Source organism: Amycolatopsis deserti, assembly GCF_014653945.1.
Lineage (GTDB): Bacteria > Actinomycetota > Actinomycetes > Mycobacteriales > Pseudonocardiaceae > Amycolatopsis_E > Amycolatopsis_E deserti.
The window spans coordinates 292,986-309,182 of record NZ_BNAU01000006.1; the positions used below are offsets into that span (position 1 = coordinate 292,986).

15 protein-coding genes are annotated in these 16,197 nt (G+C 72.3%); 5 read left to right on the plus strand and 10 right to left on the minus strand.

Features of this window, described 5'->3' with window-relative positions; all coding sequences use genetic code 11:
• Positions 1–45 precede the first annotated feature (45 nt).
• A complete protein-coding gene (locus IE290_RS25275; protein ID WP_191247434.1) occupies positions 46–2,091 on the plus strand; it encodes a PhoX family protein in 2,046 nt (681 codons plus the stop codon).
• On the opposite strand, the gene IE290_RS25280 is transcribed toward IE290_RS25275, so the two are convergent.
• Together IE290_RS25280 and IE290_RS25285 are read right to left on the minus strand one after the other, a co-directional pair.
• Positions 2,088–3,398, minus strand: a complete 1,311-nt coding sequence (locus IE290_RS25280; protein ID WP_191247164.1) for an MFS transporter — start codon at positions 3,396–3,398, stop codon at positions 2,088–2,090. The genes IE290_RS25275 and IE290_RS25280 overlap by 4 nt on opposite strands.
• A 38-nt stretch (positions 3,399–3,436) precedes the next feature.
• The gene (locus tag IE290_RS25285; RefSeq protein WP_191247165.1) at positions 3,437–4,435 is read right to left on the minus strand and encodes a hypothetical protein; all 999 of its coding nucleotides are present in this window, start codon (positions 4,433–4,435) and stop codon (positions 3,437–3,439) included.
• 46 nt (positions 4,436–4,481) lie between these two features.
• Here IE290_RS25285 and IE290_RS25290 point away from each other — a divergent pair, with 46 nt between their 5' ends.
• Positions 4,482–5,165, plus strand: coding sequence for an SDR family oxidoreductase (locus IE290_RS25290; RefSeq protein WP_191247166.1), 684 nt, complete (start codon positions 4,482–4,484; stop codon positions 5,163–5,165).
• Here the strand turns inward: IE290_RS25290 and IE290_RS25295 are convergent.
• The 5 genes from IE290_RS25295 to IE290_RS25315 form a co-directional block, all read right to left on the minus strand.
• Positions 5,162–5,584 (minus strand): hypothetical protein, encoded by a 423-nt coding sequence (locus IE290_RS25295; protein ID WP_191247167.1) that lies wholly within the window; start codon positions 5,582–5,584, stop codon positions 5,162–5,164. The genes IE290_RS25290 and IE290_RS25295 overlap by 4 nt on opposite strands.
• Positions 5,581–6,870 (minus strand): putative T7SS-secreted protein, encoded by a 1,290-nt coding sequence (locus tag IE290_RS25300; protein ID WP_191247168.1) that lies wholly within the window; start codon positions 6,868–6,870, stop codon positions 5,581–5,583. The genes IE290_RS25295 and IE290_RS25300 overlap by 4 nt, the downstream gene beginning before the upstream one ends.
• Positions 6,867–7,088, minus strand: coding sequence for a hypothetical protein (locus tag IE290_RS25305; protein WP_191247169.1), 222 nt, complete (start codon positions 7,086–7,088; stop codon positions 6,867–6,869). Before IE290_RS25305 ends, IE290_RS25300 begins: the two co-directional genes overlap by 4 nt.
• A gap of 175 nt (positions 7,089–7,263) precedes the next feature.
• Positions 7,264–8,568: an amidohydrolase family protein gene (locus IE290_RS25310; protein ID WP_191247170.1), complete on the minus strand. Its 1,305-nt coding sequence runs from the start codon at positions 8,566–8,568 to the stop codon at positions 7,264–7,266.
• Positions 8,569–8,577: 9 nt separating this feature from the next.
• Entirely contained in the window at positions 8,578–9,408 is an 831-nt protein-coding gene (locus IE290_RS25315) for a helix-turn-helix domain-containing protein (protein WP_191247171.1), read from the minus strand.
• A 101-nt stretch (positions 9,409–9,509) separates the two neighbouring features.
• On the opposite strand from IE290_RS25315, the gene IE290_RS25320 reads away from it, so the two are divergent.
• A complete protein-coding gene (locus IE290_RS25320; RefSeq protein WP_191247172.1) occupies positions 9,510–10,250 on the plus strand; it encodes an SDR family NAD(P)-dependent oxidoreductase in 741 nt (246 codons plus the stop codon).
• Position 10,251: 1 nt separating this feature from the next.
• On the opposite strand, the gene IE290_RS25325 is transcribed toward IE290_RS25320, so the two are convergent.
• Genes IE290_RS25325 through IE290_RS25335 form a run of 3 tightly spaced genes read right to left on the minus strand, consistent with a single transcriptional unit; the run spans position 10,252 to position 13,119 of the window.
• The gene (locus tag IE290_RS25325) at positions 10,252–10,734 is read right to left on the minus strand and encodes a DUF3558 family protein (RefSeq protein ID WP_191247173.1); all 483 of its coding nucleotides are present in this window, start codon (positions 10,732–10,734) and stop codon (positions 10,252–10,254) included.
• 25 nt (positions 10,735–10,759) lie between these two features.
• Positions 10,760–11,410, minus strand: a complete 651-nt coding sequence (locus IE290_RS25330) for a response regulator (RefSeq protein WP_191247174.1) — start codon at positions 11,408–11,410, stop codon at positions 10,760–10,762.
• Entirely contained in the window at positions 11,407–13,119 is a 1,713-nt protein-coding gene (locus tag IE290_RS25335) for a sensor histidine kinase (protein WP_191247175.1), read from the minus strand. Before IE290_RS25335 ends, IE290_RS25330 begins: the two co-directional genes overlap by 4 nt.
• 134 nt (positions 13,120–13,253) lie before the next feature.
• Between IE290_RS25335 and IE290_RS25340 the strand changes: the two genes are divergently transcribed.
• Positions 13,254–13,946: an ABC transporter ATP-binding protein gene (locus tag IE290_RS25340; protein ID WP_191247176.1), complete on the plus strand. Its 693-nt coding sequence runs from the start codon at positions 13,254–13,256 to the stop codon at positions 13,944–13,946.
• Positions 13,943–16,159 carry an FtsX-like permease family protein gene (locus tag IE290_RS25345; protein WP_191247177.1) on the plus strand — a complete coding sequence of 739 codons (2,217 nt, stop codon included), beginning with the start codon at positions 13,943–13,945 and terminating at the stop codon, positions 16,157–16,159. Before IE290_RS25340 ends, IE290_RS25345 begins: the two co-directional genes overlap by 4 nt.
• The last annotated feature ends 38 nt before the right edge of the window (positions 16,160–16,197 follow it).

The following is a 16,197-nucleotide window of genomic DNA, read 5'->3' on the forward strand; positions in this document are numbered from 1 at the left end:
CTTAACGTCACCAGCGTTTCCCCTGACTGAGTGACTGGAGACCAGGTGTCCTTCACCCCCGGGCGGCTGCTGCCCCTCCTTACCCACACGAGCGGCAGAGCCGCGACCACGTGCATCTACCGTTGCGGCAACCAGTGTGCTCACGAGGCGCCCAACGAGTCGTCGAACGAGTACTTCGGTGACGTCGTCAAGGGCATGTCCCGGCGCGGCGTCTTCAAGGCCAGTGCCGTCATGGCCGCCGCGGCGGGCGGGTTCGCCGCGCTGAACGCCGGTGCCACCGCCTCCGCCGCCGTCCCGCCCGCGCTGGCCGGCAACCGGCCCGGGCGCCCCGTGCCCGGCACGGACTTCACCCCCGTCGCGCCGAACAAGGCCGACGCCGTCGTCATCCCGGACGGCTGGGAGCAGAACGTCGTGATCCGCTGGGGCGACCCGGTGGTCACCGGCGCGCCGGAGTTCGACATCGCGAAGCAGACCGCGGCCGCGCAGGCGAAGCAGTTCGGCTACAACAACGACTTCGTCGGGCTGATCCCGCAGGACCCGCAGGGCAAGCGCTTCCTGATGGTCGTGAACCACGAGTACACGACCGAGACGCAGATGTTCCCGGCCGGCCAGTACGACGCGGCCAACCCCACCGAGGAGCAGGTCAAGATCGGCTGGGCGGCCCACGGCCTGTCCGTCGTGCTCGTGGAGAAGCAGCGCGACGGCGGCCTCGAGGTCGTGCCGAGCCACTACGGGCGCCGCATCACGCTGGACACGATCTTCGAGGTGCGTGGCCCGGCCGCCGGGTCGAAGTACCTGAAGACCTCCGCCGACCCGACCGGCACCAAGGTGCGCGGCACCCAGAACAACTGCTCGGGCGGCGTCACGCCGTGGGGCACGGTGCTCTCCGGCGAGGAGAACTTCCACCAGTACTTCGCCAACTCGGAGAAGGTCACCGACCCCGTCGTGCAGACGCGGCTGACCCGCTACGGCATCGGCAAGGGCACCACGACCCGCAAGTGGGAGCGCTTCGACAAGCGCTGGGACGTGCCGCAGGAGCCCAACGAGGTCAACCGGTTCGGCTGGGTCGTCGAGATCGACCCGAACGACCCGAACTCGACGCCGATCAAGCACACCGCGCTCGGCCGCTTCAAGCACGAGGCCGCCACCGTCAAGATCACCAAGGACGGCCGGGTCGCGGTCTACTCCGGTGACGACGAGCGCTTCGAGTACATCTACAAGTTCGTGTCGAAGGGCAAGTACAAGCCTGGCACCAGCGCCCACGCCCGCCGCCACAACTCGGCACTGCTCGACGAGGGCACGCTGTACGTCGCGAAGTTCACCGGCGACAGCCCGGCGAGCCAGATCGACGGCACCGGCAAGCTGCCGTCCGACGGCGAGTTCGACGGCCGCGGCGAGTGGATCCCGCTGGTAAGCGGCGACAAGTCCTTCGTGGACGGGTTCACCGCCGAGGAGGTCTACGTCTTCACGCGCCAGGCCGCGGACAAGGCCGGCGCGACCAAGATGGACCGCCCGGAGGACATCGAGCCGAACCCGGTCAACGGCCGCATCTACGCCGCGCTGACCAACAACAGCGACCGCGGCGCGGCGGGCAAGGCCGGTGTCGACGAGGCGAACCCGCGCGTCGGCAACAAGAACGGCCACGTGCTGGAGTGGGAGGAGGACCGCGGCGACGCGGCCTCGACGACGTTCTCCTGGCGGCTGCTGCTGGTCTGCGGTGACCCGGCCACGGCCGACACCTACTTCGGCGGGTTCCCGAAGGACCAGGTCAGCCCGATCTCCTGCCCGGACAACGTGGCGTTCGACCCGTACGGCAACCTGTGGATCTCCACCGACGGCAACGCGCTCGGCATGAACGACGGCCTGTTCGCGGTGCCGGTCGACGGCCCGAACCGCGGCCAGGTCAAGCAGTTCCTCACGGTGCCGATCGGCGCGGAAACCTGCGGCCCCAACGTGACGAGCGACTTCGTCACGGTCGCGGTGCAGCACCCCGGCGAGGGCGGCACCGTGACGAACCCGCAGTCGCACTGGCCGGACGGCGGCAACAACCTGCCCCGCCCCGCCGTCGTCTCGGTGTGGCGTAAGCGCTAACGGCTCGACCGCGGACGGGCACCCAGCGCGAGGGCGACGCAGGCGCCGGCGACCATGCATGCGCCGACGACCCACAGCCCGCTGCGCTGGGTGCCCGTCAGGTCCCGCAGCCATCCCGTCACGTACGGCGCCGCGAAGCCGGAGATGTTGCCCAGCGAGTTGATCAGCGCGATGCCCCCGGCGGCGGCCGTGCCGGACAGGAACGTCGACGGCAGCGTCCAGAACGTCGGTAACGCGGCACACACGCCCACGGCGCAGATCGTCACCGCGACCATCGCGGCGTACGGGTTGCCGAGGTACAGCGCGATCGGGATGGCCACCCCGCCGACGATCATCGGCAGCGCCACGTGCCACTTCCGCTCGCGCGTGCGGTCGCCGTGCCGCGCCCAGAACACCATCACCACAGCGGCCACGACGTACGGGATCGCGGTCACCAGACCGGCCTGCACGGTCGACAGCTTCGTCCCGAACTGCTGCCCGAACCCGGCGATGATCGTCGGCAGGAAGAACCCCAGCGCGTAGAGGCCGTAGGCGATCGCGAAGTACACGAACGCGAGCCCGAGGATGCGCGGATGCGTCAGGGCCTTGCGCAGCGGCCAGTGGTGCTCGGCCTCGGTCGCCTTCCGCTCGTTGTCCAGCTCGGTGGCCAGCCAGCGGCGTTCGTCGTCGGTGAGCCACTTCGCCTGCGCCGGCCGGTCGGTCAGGTAGAACCAGGTCACGAACCCGAGCAGGATCGCGGGGATGCCCTCGACGAGGAACATGAACCGCCACCCGGACAGTCCGAGCGCGCCGTGCCCGTGCGCGATCAGCAGGCTGGACACGGTCGACCCGATCGCCGAGGACACCGGCACGGCGACCATGAACAACGCGATCGCCTTGGCCCGCTGCGCCGCCGGGAACCAGTACGTCAGGTACAGGATGATGCCGGGGAAGAAGCCCGCCTCGGCGACGCCGAGCAGGAACCGCATGATCACCAGCGTCGTCGGGTTGGGCACGAACGCCAGCACGGTCGCGACGATGCCCCAGGTGACCATGATCCGCGCCAGCCACCGCCGCGCGCCGAACCGGTGCAGCGCGAGGTTGCTGGGCACCTCGAGCGTCAGGTAGCCGAGGAAGAAGATCCCGGAGGCGAACCCGAACGCGGTCGCGGACAGGCCGAGCTCGGTGTTCATCCCGTTCGGCCCCGCGAAGCCGATGTTGACGCGGTCCAGGTAGTTCACGAAGTACAGCAGGGCCAGGAACGGCATGATCCGCAGCGCGACCTTGCGCAGGATCCGGTCACCCTCGGCGATCGTCCTCGTCGACATCCCCGCATTGCATGCCACTTACGGGTGGTTCGTCAAGATCAGTCCAGAAGGTGCTCGATCACGTTGCGCGGATACGGCGCTCTCCGGGTCTCGGTGTGCAGGCGGAAGTAGAAGTCGTTGACCACGGCGGCGACCGGGGCGTGCCGTCGCACGACATCTGCCGCCGCGGGCGGCAGCGCGGGGAGGTCGCCGGTGCGGATGGCCGCGTTGCGCCACTGGACGTCGGAGATGCCGCCCAGTTCGCGCACGATCCAGTTGACCAGGTGGGTGAGCACGTAGCTGCGATCGTGGGTGGCGTGGTCGGCGAGGAAGCGCCGCTCGTCGCCGGTGAGGTCGAAGCGCGGACTGGACGCCAGGCCGAAGTCGGTGAGGTAGAGCCGCTCGCCGTCGGTGAGGGTGTTGCCGAAGTGCGCGTCGAAGTGCCACAACCCGACACGGCTCAGCGCCCCGGCGATGGCCGTCAGCTCGCGCTCGGCCATCTCGCACGCGTCCTCGTGCATCCAGGTGAGCAGGTCGTGCGGCATGTGCTCGAGGAACACCACAAGGTCCGCCGGCGCCGCGCCGAGCGCCTCCAGCCTCTGCCGCACGCCCGGGTGGCCGTGCCAGAACGCGATCGACTCCTCCCGCTCGGCCGCGGTCATCGCCGGTCGCGCGCCGCTTCCGAGGATCCGCCAGTGGTGCAGCAGCAAGAAGTTCTCGCTGCCGCCCGCCAGCACGTCGTCGCTGGTCAGGACGTGCGCGGCCAGCTCACGCCAGGCGCCGCCGCCCGGCGAGCCGACCCCGTAGTGCGACCAGACCGGCAGACCGAAGAGGTCGGCGGTCGAGCGCGGGTGCGCCAGCTCCACCTCGGTGACCGGCACCCGCTTCACGAACACCGGCACGCCCTCGACGTCGGCCAGCCAGGTCGTGCCGCCGATGCCGGTGCCCAGCGGACGGGCGGCGGCCAGGAGCGCGGCGAGACTCGAAGCGCTGAGCTGGGACAACGCCGCGGACACCCGACCGTGGCGGGCCCGCCGCGCCGCGAGTGACTGCCTCATCGGGATCTCCTCCAGCCGGCCGGGAACAACCGCCTAACGTAGGGGCATGCCGGAAAGTCCCCTCGCTCTCGTCACCGGTGCCTCCCGCGGGATCGGTGCCGCCGTCGCCCGCGCGCTCGCCCCCACCCACCGCGTTCTGCTCGGCGGCCGGGACGTCGACGCGCTCGCCGAGCAGGCCGCCGAGTCGGCGAACGCCGAGCCGTGGCCAGTGGACCTGAGCGACCTCGACGGCGTGCGCGCGGCGGTCGCCGGTATCGACCGGCTGGACGTCCTGGTCCACTCCGCCGGCACGGCCGAGCTGGGCACCGTCGAGCAGTCCGCGCCCGCCGCGTGGCGGAAGAACTTCGAGGTCAACGTCGTCGCCGTGGCGGAGCTGACCCGGCTGCTGCTGCCCGCCCTGCGCGCCGCGAACGGGCACGTCGTGATCATCAACTCCGGCCAGGGCCTGTCCGCCCGCGCCGGCTGGGGCCCCTACGCGGCGAGCAAGCACGCGGTGCGCGCGTTCGCCGACGCGCTGCGCGATGAGGAGCCGGGCATCCGCGTCACCTCGGTTTACCCGGGTCGCACCGACACCGAGATGCAGCAGGCGATCATCGCGGGCGAGGGCAAGGAGTACGCCCCCGCGGAGTACCTGCGGCCGGACTCGGTCGGTGCGGCGGTGCTCTCCGCCGTCACCGCGAGCGCCGACGCGCACGTCACCGACATCACCGTCCGGCCCCGCCCGCACTAGACGTCGGGGCCGAGCGAGCCGACGAACTCCCGGAAGTCGCCGGCCAGCGCGTCGAACTCGGCCCGGGTGCAGGTCAGCACCGCGCGGACGACGGCGCGCTGACCCGCCCCCTCGCCCATCGCGAGGTACACCTCGCTGCGCACGAACGTCTCGTCGCTGACCGTGAACCGCAGCTCCTGCACGAAACCGCCGCCGCCGATCTCCTCGCCGCTGAGCACGGTCACCTCGTCGGCGGTGTCGCGCAGGTCCGCCGCGGACTCGGCGGCCACCTCGCGCAACGGCACCGCCCGCGGCCACACCCCGCCGGTCAGCATGATCCCCGCGGTGTCCGACCGCACCGCGGCGAACGCGGCGTCCCGCGCGGGCACCGGCTCCCAGCCGTCCGGTAGTCCGAAGTGGACGGAAACGGGCAGTGTCATCCGAACAACCCCTTGAGCGACTTGCCGACGTCGGTGACGTCCTCGCCGAAGTCCTTGATGCCTTCGCCGGCCGCCTCGATGCCGTCGCCGATCGCGTTCGTCGCCGACTTCGCGGTCTCGGCGACCTTGTGGCCGTCGACCTGCAGGTCGAACCCGAGCTCGCCGCCGAGCCCGAGCGCCAGGCCGGCGTTGCCCTTGATGTGGAACTTGCCGTCCTCGCCCTTGCCGACGGTGAACCCGGCCTCCGCGCCGAGACCGGCCCAGCCCTCCGCGGTCCCGCCGGCCCCGACACCACCGACGTCGACCGCGCCGCGCACGCTGCCGCGCGCCCCGGCGAACACCCCGGCCTTGGCTTCGAGCACCTCCTTGGTGGCCTTGAGCCCGGCCCGGCCGCGGACGCCGAACATGGCCTCCGCCTTGCCGTCCAGACCGAGGACGCCGTAGTCGACGCGGCCGGTCGCGGTGCTCTTGATGCCGTCGATCGTCTCCAGTTCGAGGATGAGGCCCTTCTTGTTCAGCGCCGCCTGGAAGTTGCTCTCGATGCCGACCATCGTTTCCAGCTTGCCGGTAAGGGTGAGATCGCCCTTCTGGAGCTTGCCCTCGGCGACCTGGTGCAGCAGGTAGGCGTAGTAGCGGTAGCGGCCAAGCTTGCCGTGCTCGGGCGGGATGTACTTGTTGCCGTACTCCCAGGTTTTGATCGACGAGCTGCCGCTGGCGTCCCAGCCGCTGGTGATCGCGTCGACGAGCCCGCCGATAGCGCTGCCGGTCGCGGCCTCGATCGTGCCGATGACCCGCGCGGCGTCGGCGGCCTGGCGTTCCAGCTGCTCACGGGCGCGGTCGAGGACGTCCCGCGCCTGCTGCTGGAGTTGCTCGCCCTGCTGCCGCAGCTGCTCGGCCTGCCGCACCGCCTCCTCGGCGGCGTCCTCGACGGCCTGCTCGGCGGCCCGGTCGAGGGCGCGGCGGCCGGAGTCCCACAGCTCGATCGCCTCCTGGGCCTGCTCCTGGGCCCAGCGCAGCGTGTCGGCGTAGTGGTTCAGACCGCCGGCGGCGGCGGCGAGGCTGTCGGCCGCCTTCAGCCACTGCGGGGGCAGCCAGTCGACCAGCTCGCCGAATGCGTCGGAGGCCGCGCCCTGCCAGCCGGGGACGCTGAACCCGGCGAGCTTCGACCCGACGCCTTCGAATTGTTTCGCCTGGTCGAGCAGGGTCCGGACGTGCTCGACGATGGTCTCCGGCGATCCGGGAACCAGCGCGCGGGGGTCGTTGGTGGAGCCGAGCTCCGCGCTCACCGCCCGGCCCGGCGGATGGCGGCCTCGTTGTCGAGCTCCATCTCGCGGAACAACGCGGCCGTGTCCAGCAGCGCGGTGCCCGTCAGGTCGACCCGCTCCTGCAGCACACGCGCGGCGATGCGCGCCAGACCGGCGAACTCGCCGAGCTTGCTCGCCAGGCCGGCGTCACCGTAGACGTCCGCGGTCGGCACGATCCCGGCGAGCGCCTTGTTGTCCAATTTGGTCAGTAAGTCACCGATGTGACTTGCGGCTTTGTCGAGTCCCGCAGGCTCGGCGTCGAGAACTCCCCACACGTGTCCCGATGTAAGACACCGCGCGGGAACGCGAGGTGAACGAACGCGTGAGAGCCGGTTAAGCGGCCACGAAGATCATGATCGACCGTCGTGCCACCCGCTAGGCGCGCAACCGCGCAGCGGAGTCGCGCGCGGTGGATTGGGCCTTGCTGCGCTCGACGCGCACCGTTTCGCCGTCGGTGACCACCTGTTCGCCGGCCACCCACACGTCCCGCACCTGCCGGGAGCCCGACGCCCACACCAGGTTCGAGATCACCTGCTCGTCCGGCTCGTCCAGCCCGGTGGCGAAGGCCGGGCCGTCCGGGTCGACGTGCACGAAGTCGGCCCAGCGGCCGGGCTCCAGCGCGCCGAGGTCGTCGCGGCCCAGTGCGTCCGCGCCGCCGCGGGTGGCCATCAGCAGCGCGTCCTTCGCCCGCAGCGCGGTCGAGTCCTTCGTGGACAGCCGGGCGAGCATCGCGGAGAGCTGGATCTCCTCCCACAGGTCGAGGTCGTCGTTGCTGGCCGGGCCGTCCGTGCCGAGCCCGACCGCGACCGCGGCCGCCCGCAGGTCGGTCAGCCGCGCGATGCCGGACGCCAGTTTCGCGTTCGACCCCGGGCAGTGCGCCACCCCGGTCCCCCGCGCGGCGAACAACGCGATGTCCTCATCGGACAGGTGCACCGCGTGCGCGGCGAGCACCCGCCCGCGCAGCATGCCGATCTCCTCCAGCAGCCGCGGCACCGAACCGAACTCCGCGCGCTGCCGGGCGTCCTCGTCCGCCGCCTCGGCGACGTGGATCTGCACCAGCGCACCCCGCGCCGCGGCCGATTCGGCCACCTGCCGCAGCGCCTCGACCGGCAGCATGTACGCCGAATGCGCCGCGTACGACAGCTCGATCCGCTCGCCGGGGCCGAACCGCAGCCCGTCGGTGTCGATCCAGCGGTCCGCCACCTCGATCATGCGCCGCCAGTCGACGCCGGGCAGGTCGATGATCGGCCCGCCGAGCACCGCGCGCGCGCCGGTCTCCAGCACCGCCTCGGCCATCTGCTCGGCGAAGAAGTACATCTCCGCGCTGGTCGTCACGCCGTGCCGGAGCATCTCCACCGACCCGAGCAGCATGCCGGCACGCACGTCCTCGGCCCGCAGCTTCGCCTCGGCCGGCCAGATGATCTCGTGCAGCCAGCGCAGCAGCGGCAGGTCGCCGCCCATCCCGCGCAGCAGCGTCATCGGGCTGTGCGCGTGCGCGTTGATCAGGCCGGGCAGCAGGATCCCGGTCAGCTCGGTGACCGGCAGATCGCCGGGCGCTTCGGCGGCGGGGCCGCAGAACGTGATCCGCCCGTCGTCGCCGACATCGACCACGCCGTCGCGGATGACGGAACAGTCCGGATCGCAGGGCAGGACGACGGGGGCACGAAAGCGCTGCGGCATTCCGGGATTCTAGGTCTCCTGCCGGGAGGTCGCGGCGAGCGACCCGAGCAGGGCGAGTGCCGCGCTGCTCGGTGAGCCCGGTTCGGCGTGGTAGACGACCAGCTCCTGCCCCGGACTGGACCGCACGTCGAAGGTCTGCATGGTCAGCGTCAGCGGACCGACCTCGCGGTGCACGAACTCCTTGTGCGCCAGGCTCTTGCCGCGGGCGTCCTGACCGGTCCACAGCTCGGTGAACTCGGGGCTGCGCTCGAGCAGCTCGGCGAGGACCTGCCGGACCCGCGGATCGTCCGGGTTCTTGCCGTAGCCGAGCCGGAAACCGGCGACCGAGTTGCGTGCGACCTCGTGCCAGTCCCGGTAGAACGTGCGCGCCGCCGGATCGGTGAACACGACGTGCATCAGGTTGCGCGAGTGCGCCCAGTCGTGGAACAGCGCGTCGGCGATCGCGTTGGAGGCGAGCACGTCGTAGGCGAGGTTGTAGACGATCGCGGGGTTGTCCGGCCAGGCGCTCATCAGCTGCAGCAGGCTCGGGTCGACCCTGGCGGGCACCGCGGCGAGCCGGGTCCGCGGGCCGAGCCCGGCGAGGCGGAACAGGTGCTCGCGGCCGTCCTCGGCGAGCCGGAGCGCGGCCGCCAGCGCGTCGACCACCTGCGCCGACGGGGTGCGCTCGCGGCCCTGCTCCAGGCGCACGTAGTAGTCCACGCTGACGCCGGCCAGCAGCGCCACCTCCTCGCGCCGCAGGCCGGGCACCCGGCGCTGCCCGGTGCTGGGGAGGTTGACCTCGTCCGGGCGCACCTGGGACCGCCGGGCGGCGAGGAAGTCGCCGAGTTCGGACCGTGCCATGCCGCGATCGTAAGCCGCCGGCGGCGGCGCTACCTGGGTGCGGCGCTCCCAGGAAGACCGTGCCCTGCCACGTCCCGCTCCGGGAGGCCACCGTCGGTGGCATGAACAACTTCGATCTCACCGGACGGGTCGCCGTCGTCACCGGCGCCGCCCGCGGCATCGGCCGTGCGTGTGCCGAGCTGCTGCGTGTGCGGGGCGCCCGCCTCGTCGTCACCGACCTGCGGGAGTCCGTGCACGAGCTGGCCGCCGACGACGTGGCCGTGCTGACCGGTGACGTCGCCGACGAGGAGCTGGCCGCGGCGACGATGACGTTGGCGGTGGAGCGGTTCGGGCGGCTGGACGTGCTGGTCAACAACGCCGGCCGGACGCTGAACAAGCCGATCACCGAGACCAGCGTGGCGGACTTCGAGGCGATCCTGCGGGTCAACGCGCGCGGCAACTTCGTGCAGGCGCGGGAGGCGTTCCGGGTGATGGCGGCCGCGGGTGGCGGCTCGATCGTCTCGATCGCGTCGGTGTCGTCGGTGGTCGCGTTCGAGACGCAGACCGCCTACGCCGCGTCGAAGGGCGCGCTCGCCCAGATGACCCGTGTGCTGGCGATCGAAGGCGGGCCGGCCGGGATCCGCTCGAACGCCGTCCTGCCGGGCGTCATCGACACCGACATCATGGACGGCGTGGTCGACAACGGACGCGAGATGCTCGCCTCGTTCGGCCCCGCCCACCCGATCGGCCGCATCGGCCGCCCCGCCGAGGTCGCCGAAGCGGTCGCGTTCCTGGCCTCCGACGCGGCGAGCTTCGTCACCGGCGCCCTGCTCCCCGTCGACGGCGGCTGGACGGCGCAGTGACTCACCGCGGCAGCAGCGGTTCCAGGCTCGTCGCCAGGTCTTCGGCCGCGGCGCACGCTTCGTCCTGCAGATCGCCGGAGAGCAACACGACGGTCGTCGCGGCGCGGGCGTGTTCGGTCACCTCGAGCACGACCTCGCACGTCCCGGGGCCGGTGAACTGGCCGATCAGCGCCTTGCGGCCGTTGACCTCGAGCGGTGTCCCCGGGGCGTCCGCCCGCTCCGGATCCAGCGCGATGCTCACCGTGCCGTAGCCGGGTTTCGTCGCGCCGCACTCGTTCCCGGCGCCGATCCGCTGGCCGGGTGTGAACCCCTGCCCCGCGAGCAACTGGTCGAGCACGGCGCACGCGTCCAGCGAATCCAGCGGGGTGGGTGCCTGGCTCGTGGTCCGCGGCGCCGGCGTCGGCCTGCCGCTGACCGTGGTCGAGCAGGCGGCGAGACCGGTTGTCACGACGACCGCGGCCACCAGCGCCGCACTGCGCTTCACGGTCGCCAGCCTGCACCCCGCGCGGCTAGTCCATCAACCCGCTGCGCCACGCCCAGGCTGCGACTTCGACGCGGTTGCGCGCCCCGACCTTGCCCTGCACCGCGGCCAGGTGCGTTTTCACCGTGGACAGGGACATGTACAGCTCGGCGCCGATCTCGGTGTTCGTCAGGCCCCGCGCCGCCGCCTTGACCACGTCCAGCTCGCGCGCGGTCAGCGGTTCCTTCGGCGGCTTCGCCGACCGCCGGGCGGACGCGCCTTCGAAGTGCTTCAGCAGCCGCACCGTCACCTGCGGCGACACCAGCGCGTCCCCGCGGTGGGCGGCCCGGATCGCCTCGATCAGCAGCGCCGGGCCGGCGTCCTTGAGCAGGAAACCGCTCGCGCCGTTGCGCAGAGCCGTGTGCACGTACTCGTCCAGGTCGAACGTGGTCACCACGACCACCTTCAGCGGATCGGCCACGTCCGGCCCGGCCAGCTGGCGCGTCACCTCCAGGCCGTCCAGCCCGGGCATCCGGATGTCCAGCAGGCACACGTCCGGCCGCAGTTCGCGTGCCTTCGTCACCGCCGCCACGCCGTCCTCGACGTCGGCGACCACCTCGATGTCGTCCTGGGCGTCGAGGATCATCCGGAACCCCATCCGCACCATGCTCTGGTCGTCGGCGATCAGTACGCGAATCAAGCTTCTTCCTCCACCGGCAACCACGCCTCCACGACCCAGCCCCCGTCCGGCGCCGGGCCCGCGGCGAGCCGGCCGTGCAGCAGCTCGACCCGCTCGCGCATCCCGACGAGACCGTAGCCGCCCGATCCTCCCGCCGGTCGCGCCGCCACCTGGCGGCCGTCGTCGGCCACCCGGATGTGCAGCTCGCCGTCGCGGACCTCGGCCAGCAGGCACGCCCGCGTCGCACCGGCCGCGTGCTTGCCGATGTTCGTCAGCGACTCCTGGACCAGCCTCAGCGCCGATCGGGCCACCTCCTGCGGCAGGTCCCTGGGCACCCGCACGTCGGCCCGCACCGGGACCCCGTGGTGCCCGGACTCCACCAGCCGCCGCAGGTCCGCGTCCAGGTCCATGGTGGCGTGGTCGGTGACCGCGTCCGCGCCGGCGCGCATGCTGCCCACCAGCCGCCGCATCGCGGTCATCGCCTCGGTGCCCGCCGCCTCGATGCGTTCGATGACCTCCAGCGCGACCTTCGGGTTCTGGTCGGCGATCACCTTCGCCGCCTGCGCCTGCACGATGATGCCGGTGACGTGGTGCGCCACCAGGTCGTGCAGTTCCCGCGCCAGCGCCATGCGCTCGGAGTTCTGCGCGTCGGCGACCGCGGCCTCGACCACCTTGCGCCGCTCGGAGTCGCGTGCCCGCAGGTACAGCCCGGCGGCCACCGCGATGCCCAGCACGAGCACCGCGGCGATGACGGCGTCCCGCAGGTCGGCCATGTTCATCCGGCCGCGACCGCTGGCCAGGTTCGTCAGCGTGGTGAACGCGACCGCGGCCGACATCAGCGTGATCGCGCCCCACGCCCGCTTCGGCTCGACCGAGCGGACCAGCAGGACCACGATGATGATCCCGGCGATGACCTCGGTGAGCGGCAGCGCGCCGTAGCCCACCAGGTACTGCCGCGGCGCGACCCACAGCGCCGCCGACGTGACGAAGATGATCCCGGCGAGCAGCAGTCCCGCCCGCAGCGGGCGCCGGGTCGCGTACACGGTCGTGGCGGCCGCGGCGAGCGAGCAGGCCAGGGCGGGAAGCGCGCGGACGTCGCTGTCCAGCGCCTGGTACAGCTCCAGGAACACGGGCAGGCTGAGCCCGCCGATCAGCGGCCACTGCTCGCGCACCAGGTCGCGCATCGGGCTTTCCGCGCGCGGGGCATCGCCGCGCCGGAAGTGCAGCGCCGCGAGCACCGTGGCGACCAGCAGCACCATCCCGAGCAGCAGCGTCTCGCCCAGGCTGCGGCTGCCCGAGCCGGTGCGCTGGAAGGCCGCGAACAACCCGGCGAGCACCAGCGTGCCGGTGCCGATGAGGGATTCCGCCCACCGCACCCGCCGGACGCAGAAGAACACCAGCTCGAGGCCGGCGACGGTCTCGCTCAGCGACACGTTGCTCAGCAGCGTGGTGTAGGCCGCCGCGTCGGTCACGCGGATCAGGAACGTCGACGCGAACACAGTGGCGGCGCCGGCGAACACCGCGACCGCGGGCCGGGTCCGGGCCCACAGCGCGCACGCGCCCAGCACGATCATCCCGGGCAGCAGCAGGAGGTCCCGCCCGCGTGGCCCGGCCAAGTCGACACTGGCCGGCAGCACGACGGCCAGATCGCACACGAAGGCGGCGACCAGTAGAACGCCTTCGAGCCCCAGCCATCGCCAGGCCGAGGTCACGCGATCGGAGAACGGCACAACCGAACGGTAGCGGCTGCGCCCGCCCGCGCACCTTGGCCGCCCGGCCACCCGGTATCGGCCGATCGGCCGATCCGGGCACCCCGCCCGGCCTGTGAACCTGCTCTGCGGGAACACCGAAAGGGGATACGTTCATGACTCCACAAGGGAGCGTCGTGCTGTCCGGGCGGGGGCTCGTCAAGCGGTACGGCGAGCAGGTCGCGCTGGCCGGGGTGGACATCGACATCCACGCCGGGGAGGCGCTCGCGGTCGTCGGCCCGTCCGGATCGGGCAAGACGTCGCTGCTGCACGTGCTGGCCGGGATCCTGCGGCCGGACGGCGGCCAGATCACGCTGAACGGTCAGCGCATCGAGCAGCTGTCCGAAACGAAGCGCAGCGAGCTGCGGCGCACCGAGTTCGGGTTCGTGTTCCAGCAGGGGATGCTCGTCGCCGAACTGTCCGCCGAGGAGAACGTGGCGCTGCCGATGCTGCTCGGGGGCGCCAAGCGGCGGGACGCGATCGGCGCGGCGCGGGAGTGGCTGGGCCGGCTCGGGCTGCGGGGCCGGGAGGGGTCCCGCCCCGGCGAGCTGTCCGGCGGCCAGGCCCAGCGCGTGGCGATCGCCCGCGCGCTCACCCACCGGCCGAAGGTGATCTTCGCCGACGAGCCGACCGGTGCGCTGGACACCCGCACCGGCAAGGACACCATGGACGCCCTGCTGGTCGCGGCCTCGGACGCGGGCACTTCGGTGGTCATCGTGACGCACGACGTGGAACTGGCCGCGTCGCTGCCGCGCACGGTGACCATCCGGGACGGGCGGATCGCGGAGCAGGTGGGGGTGCTTTCGTGAACCCGGTCCAGCTGGCGTTCAAGGTGCTGCGGGCCGACCGCCGGACCCGGACCGCCACCCTGCTCACCGCGGTGGGGGTCGCGGTGGCCACGGGTCTGGTGCTCCTGCTGCTGAGCCTGCCCTTCGCCACGCAGGCGCGCGCCGAACGCGCGGTGTGGCAGGAGGCGTACGGCTCGCGCGTCGACGGCGCGCCGACCCTGTCGATCTCGACCAGCACCGACTTCTTCGACGGCAGGCAGATCGACCGGGTCGACGTGGCCCAGCTCGCCGGCGGGGTGAGCCTGCCGGCCGGGGTGCCGAAGTTCCCGGCGCCCGGTGAGGTGCTGGTGTCGCCGGAGCTGTTCCAGGCGATGCACCGGCTCCCGGCGTCGCAGCTGGCCGACCGGTTCCCGGGCAAGGTGGTCGGCACCCTCACCGAGGACGCCCTGCGTTACCCGGACCAGCTCGTCGCGCTCGTCGGGCACACGCCGGAGACGATGCCGGTGTCCGCGAACCAGCGGAACGGGTTCGTCCCGCCTTCCGACGCGCAGGTGGACGGCCTGCTGACCCTGCTCGCCGGCGTCGGTGTCGTGGTGCTGCTGGTGCCGAGCCTCGTGCTGGTGGCCTCCTCGGCGCGGCTGATCGCGGCCCGGCGGGAGCGGCGGCTGGCCGCCCTGCGCCTGGCGGGGGCGACGCCGGGGCAGGTCGTGTCGATCACCGCGGCCGAGACCGGGATCGCGGCCGTCGCGGGTGCGTTGATCGGCTGGGCGATCAGCCCGTTGCTGTGGTCGCTGGCCCGGCTCGTGCCGTGGGACGGCGGCACGTGGCTGGCGGGCGACTTCCGCGTGCCGATCGGGCTGACCGTGTTCGTGCTGGTCGCGGTGCCGGCGCTGGTGCTGCTGGCCGCCGTGTTCGGGCTGCGGCGCGTGGTGAGCAACCCGGTCGGGGCGGTCGTGCAGCACACGCCGAAACCGCTGCGGTGGTGGCGGCTGCTCTCGTTGCCCGCGACCGCGCTGTTCTTCTTCGTCGCCATCGAGCAGGGCCACGACGTCAACCTGATCCTGCTCGGCCTCGGGCTGATGATCGCCTCGGCGATGCTGGTCGGGCCGTACGTCACGGCGGTGATCGGCGGGTTCTTCGTCAGCCGGTGGCGCAAGCCGTCCGCGCTGCTGGCCGGCCGCCGGCTGCGCAACGACCCACGCGGCGCCTACCGCGCCTCGGCCGGGGTCGTGCTCGCCGTGTTCACCGGATCGATGGCGCTGACCCTGATGCCCAGCTTCGACGCGATGACCGGCGGCGGCGGGACCTTCCGCGACTCGGTGCTGTCGGTGGACGCCTCCGGTGAACGGTCCGTGGCGATCGCCGGCCAGGCCAACGCCACGCTCGAGCGGTACAACCTGCCCGCCCGCGTGGTGTCGATGCCGGAGGTGACGCTGAAGTCGGTGAACGGATCCAGCTACACGGGCGTGGTCGTCTCCTGCGCCGACGGGGTCAAGCTGTACCGCCTCTCGGCCACCTGCACCGGGCCGGGGATCTACAGCACCTACGAGCTGGAACTGGGCGGCTTCCAGGTGTCGGGCACCTACGACGCCCCTGGCGTGCCGTTCGCGCGGGGCACCACGGTCAAGCCGGTCATGCGGAACGACGGCGACGGGTGGGCGCCGGTGCTGATCGACCCGGCCGTGATGCCGGCCGGGATCGTGCCGGAGTACTCGAAGATCGCCGTCGACACCACCCCGGCCGACCGGGAGATGGTGCGGACCGCGCTGGTCGGCGCGGCCGGCGGGGAGGACGTGTACAGCCGGGAGCTGTACCTGGACGGACAGCGCGACCAGCTGGACGACCTGCGTCGCGTCACGGTCATCGGGGTGACCGTCGCGGCGATCCTGGCCGGGTGCAGCGCGGCGATCGCGACCGCCGGATCGGTGATGGACCGCCGCCGCACGTTCGGGGCGCTGATGGCGGCGGGCACGCCGACCCGGGTGCTCGCCAGGGCGCTGCGGATGGAGGCCGCGCTGCCCGCGCTGGTCGCCACGATCGGGTCCGGGGTGCTGGGAATGATCGCGGGGCTCGGGTTGTTCTCGATCATTCAGGAATCCCGGAACGCCTCGGCGGTGATCAGCCCCTGGCTGGCCGCGCCGGTGGTGCTCGGGTTCGCCGTGGCCGTGCTCGCCGCGTCGGTCTGCACGCCGGCCCTGAACCGGGTGCGCGCGGAACCGCTCGCCGACGAATGAGCGCCTCCGGCCGCCCCTTCGTCGGGGGAGGGGCGGCC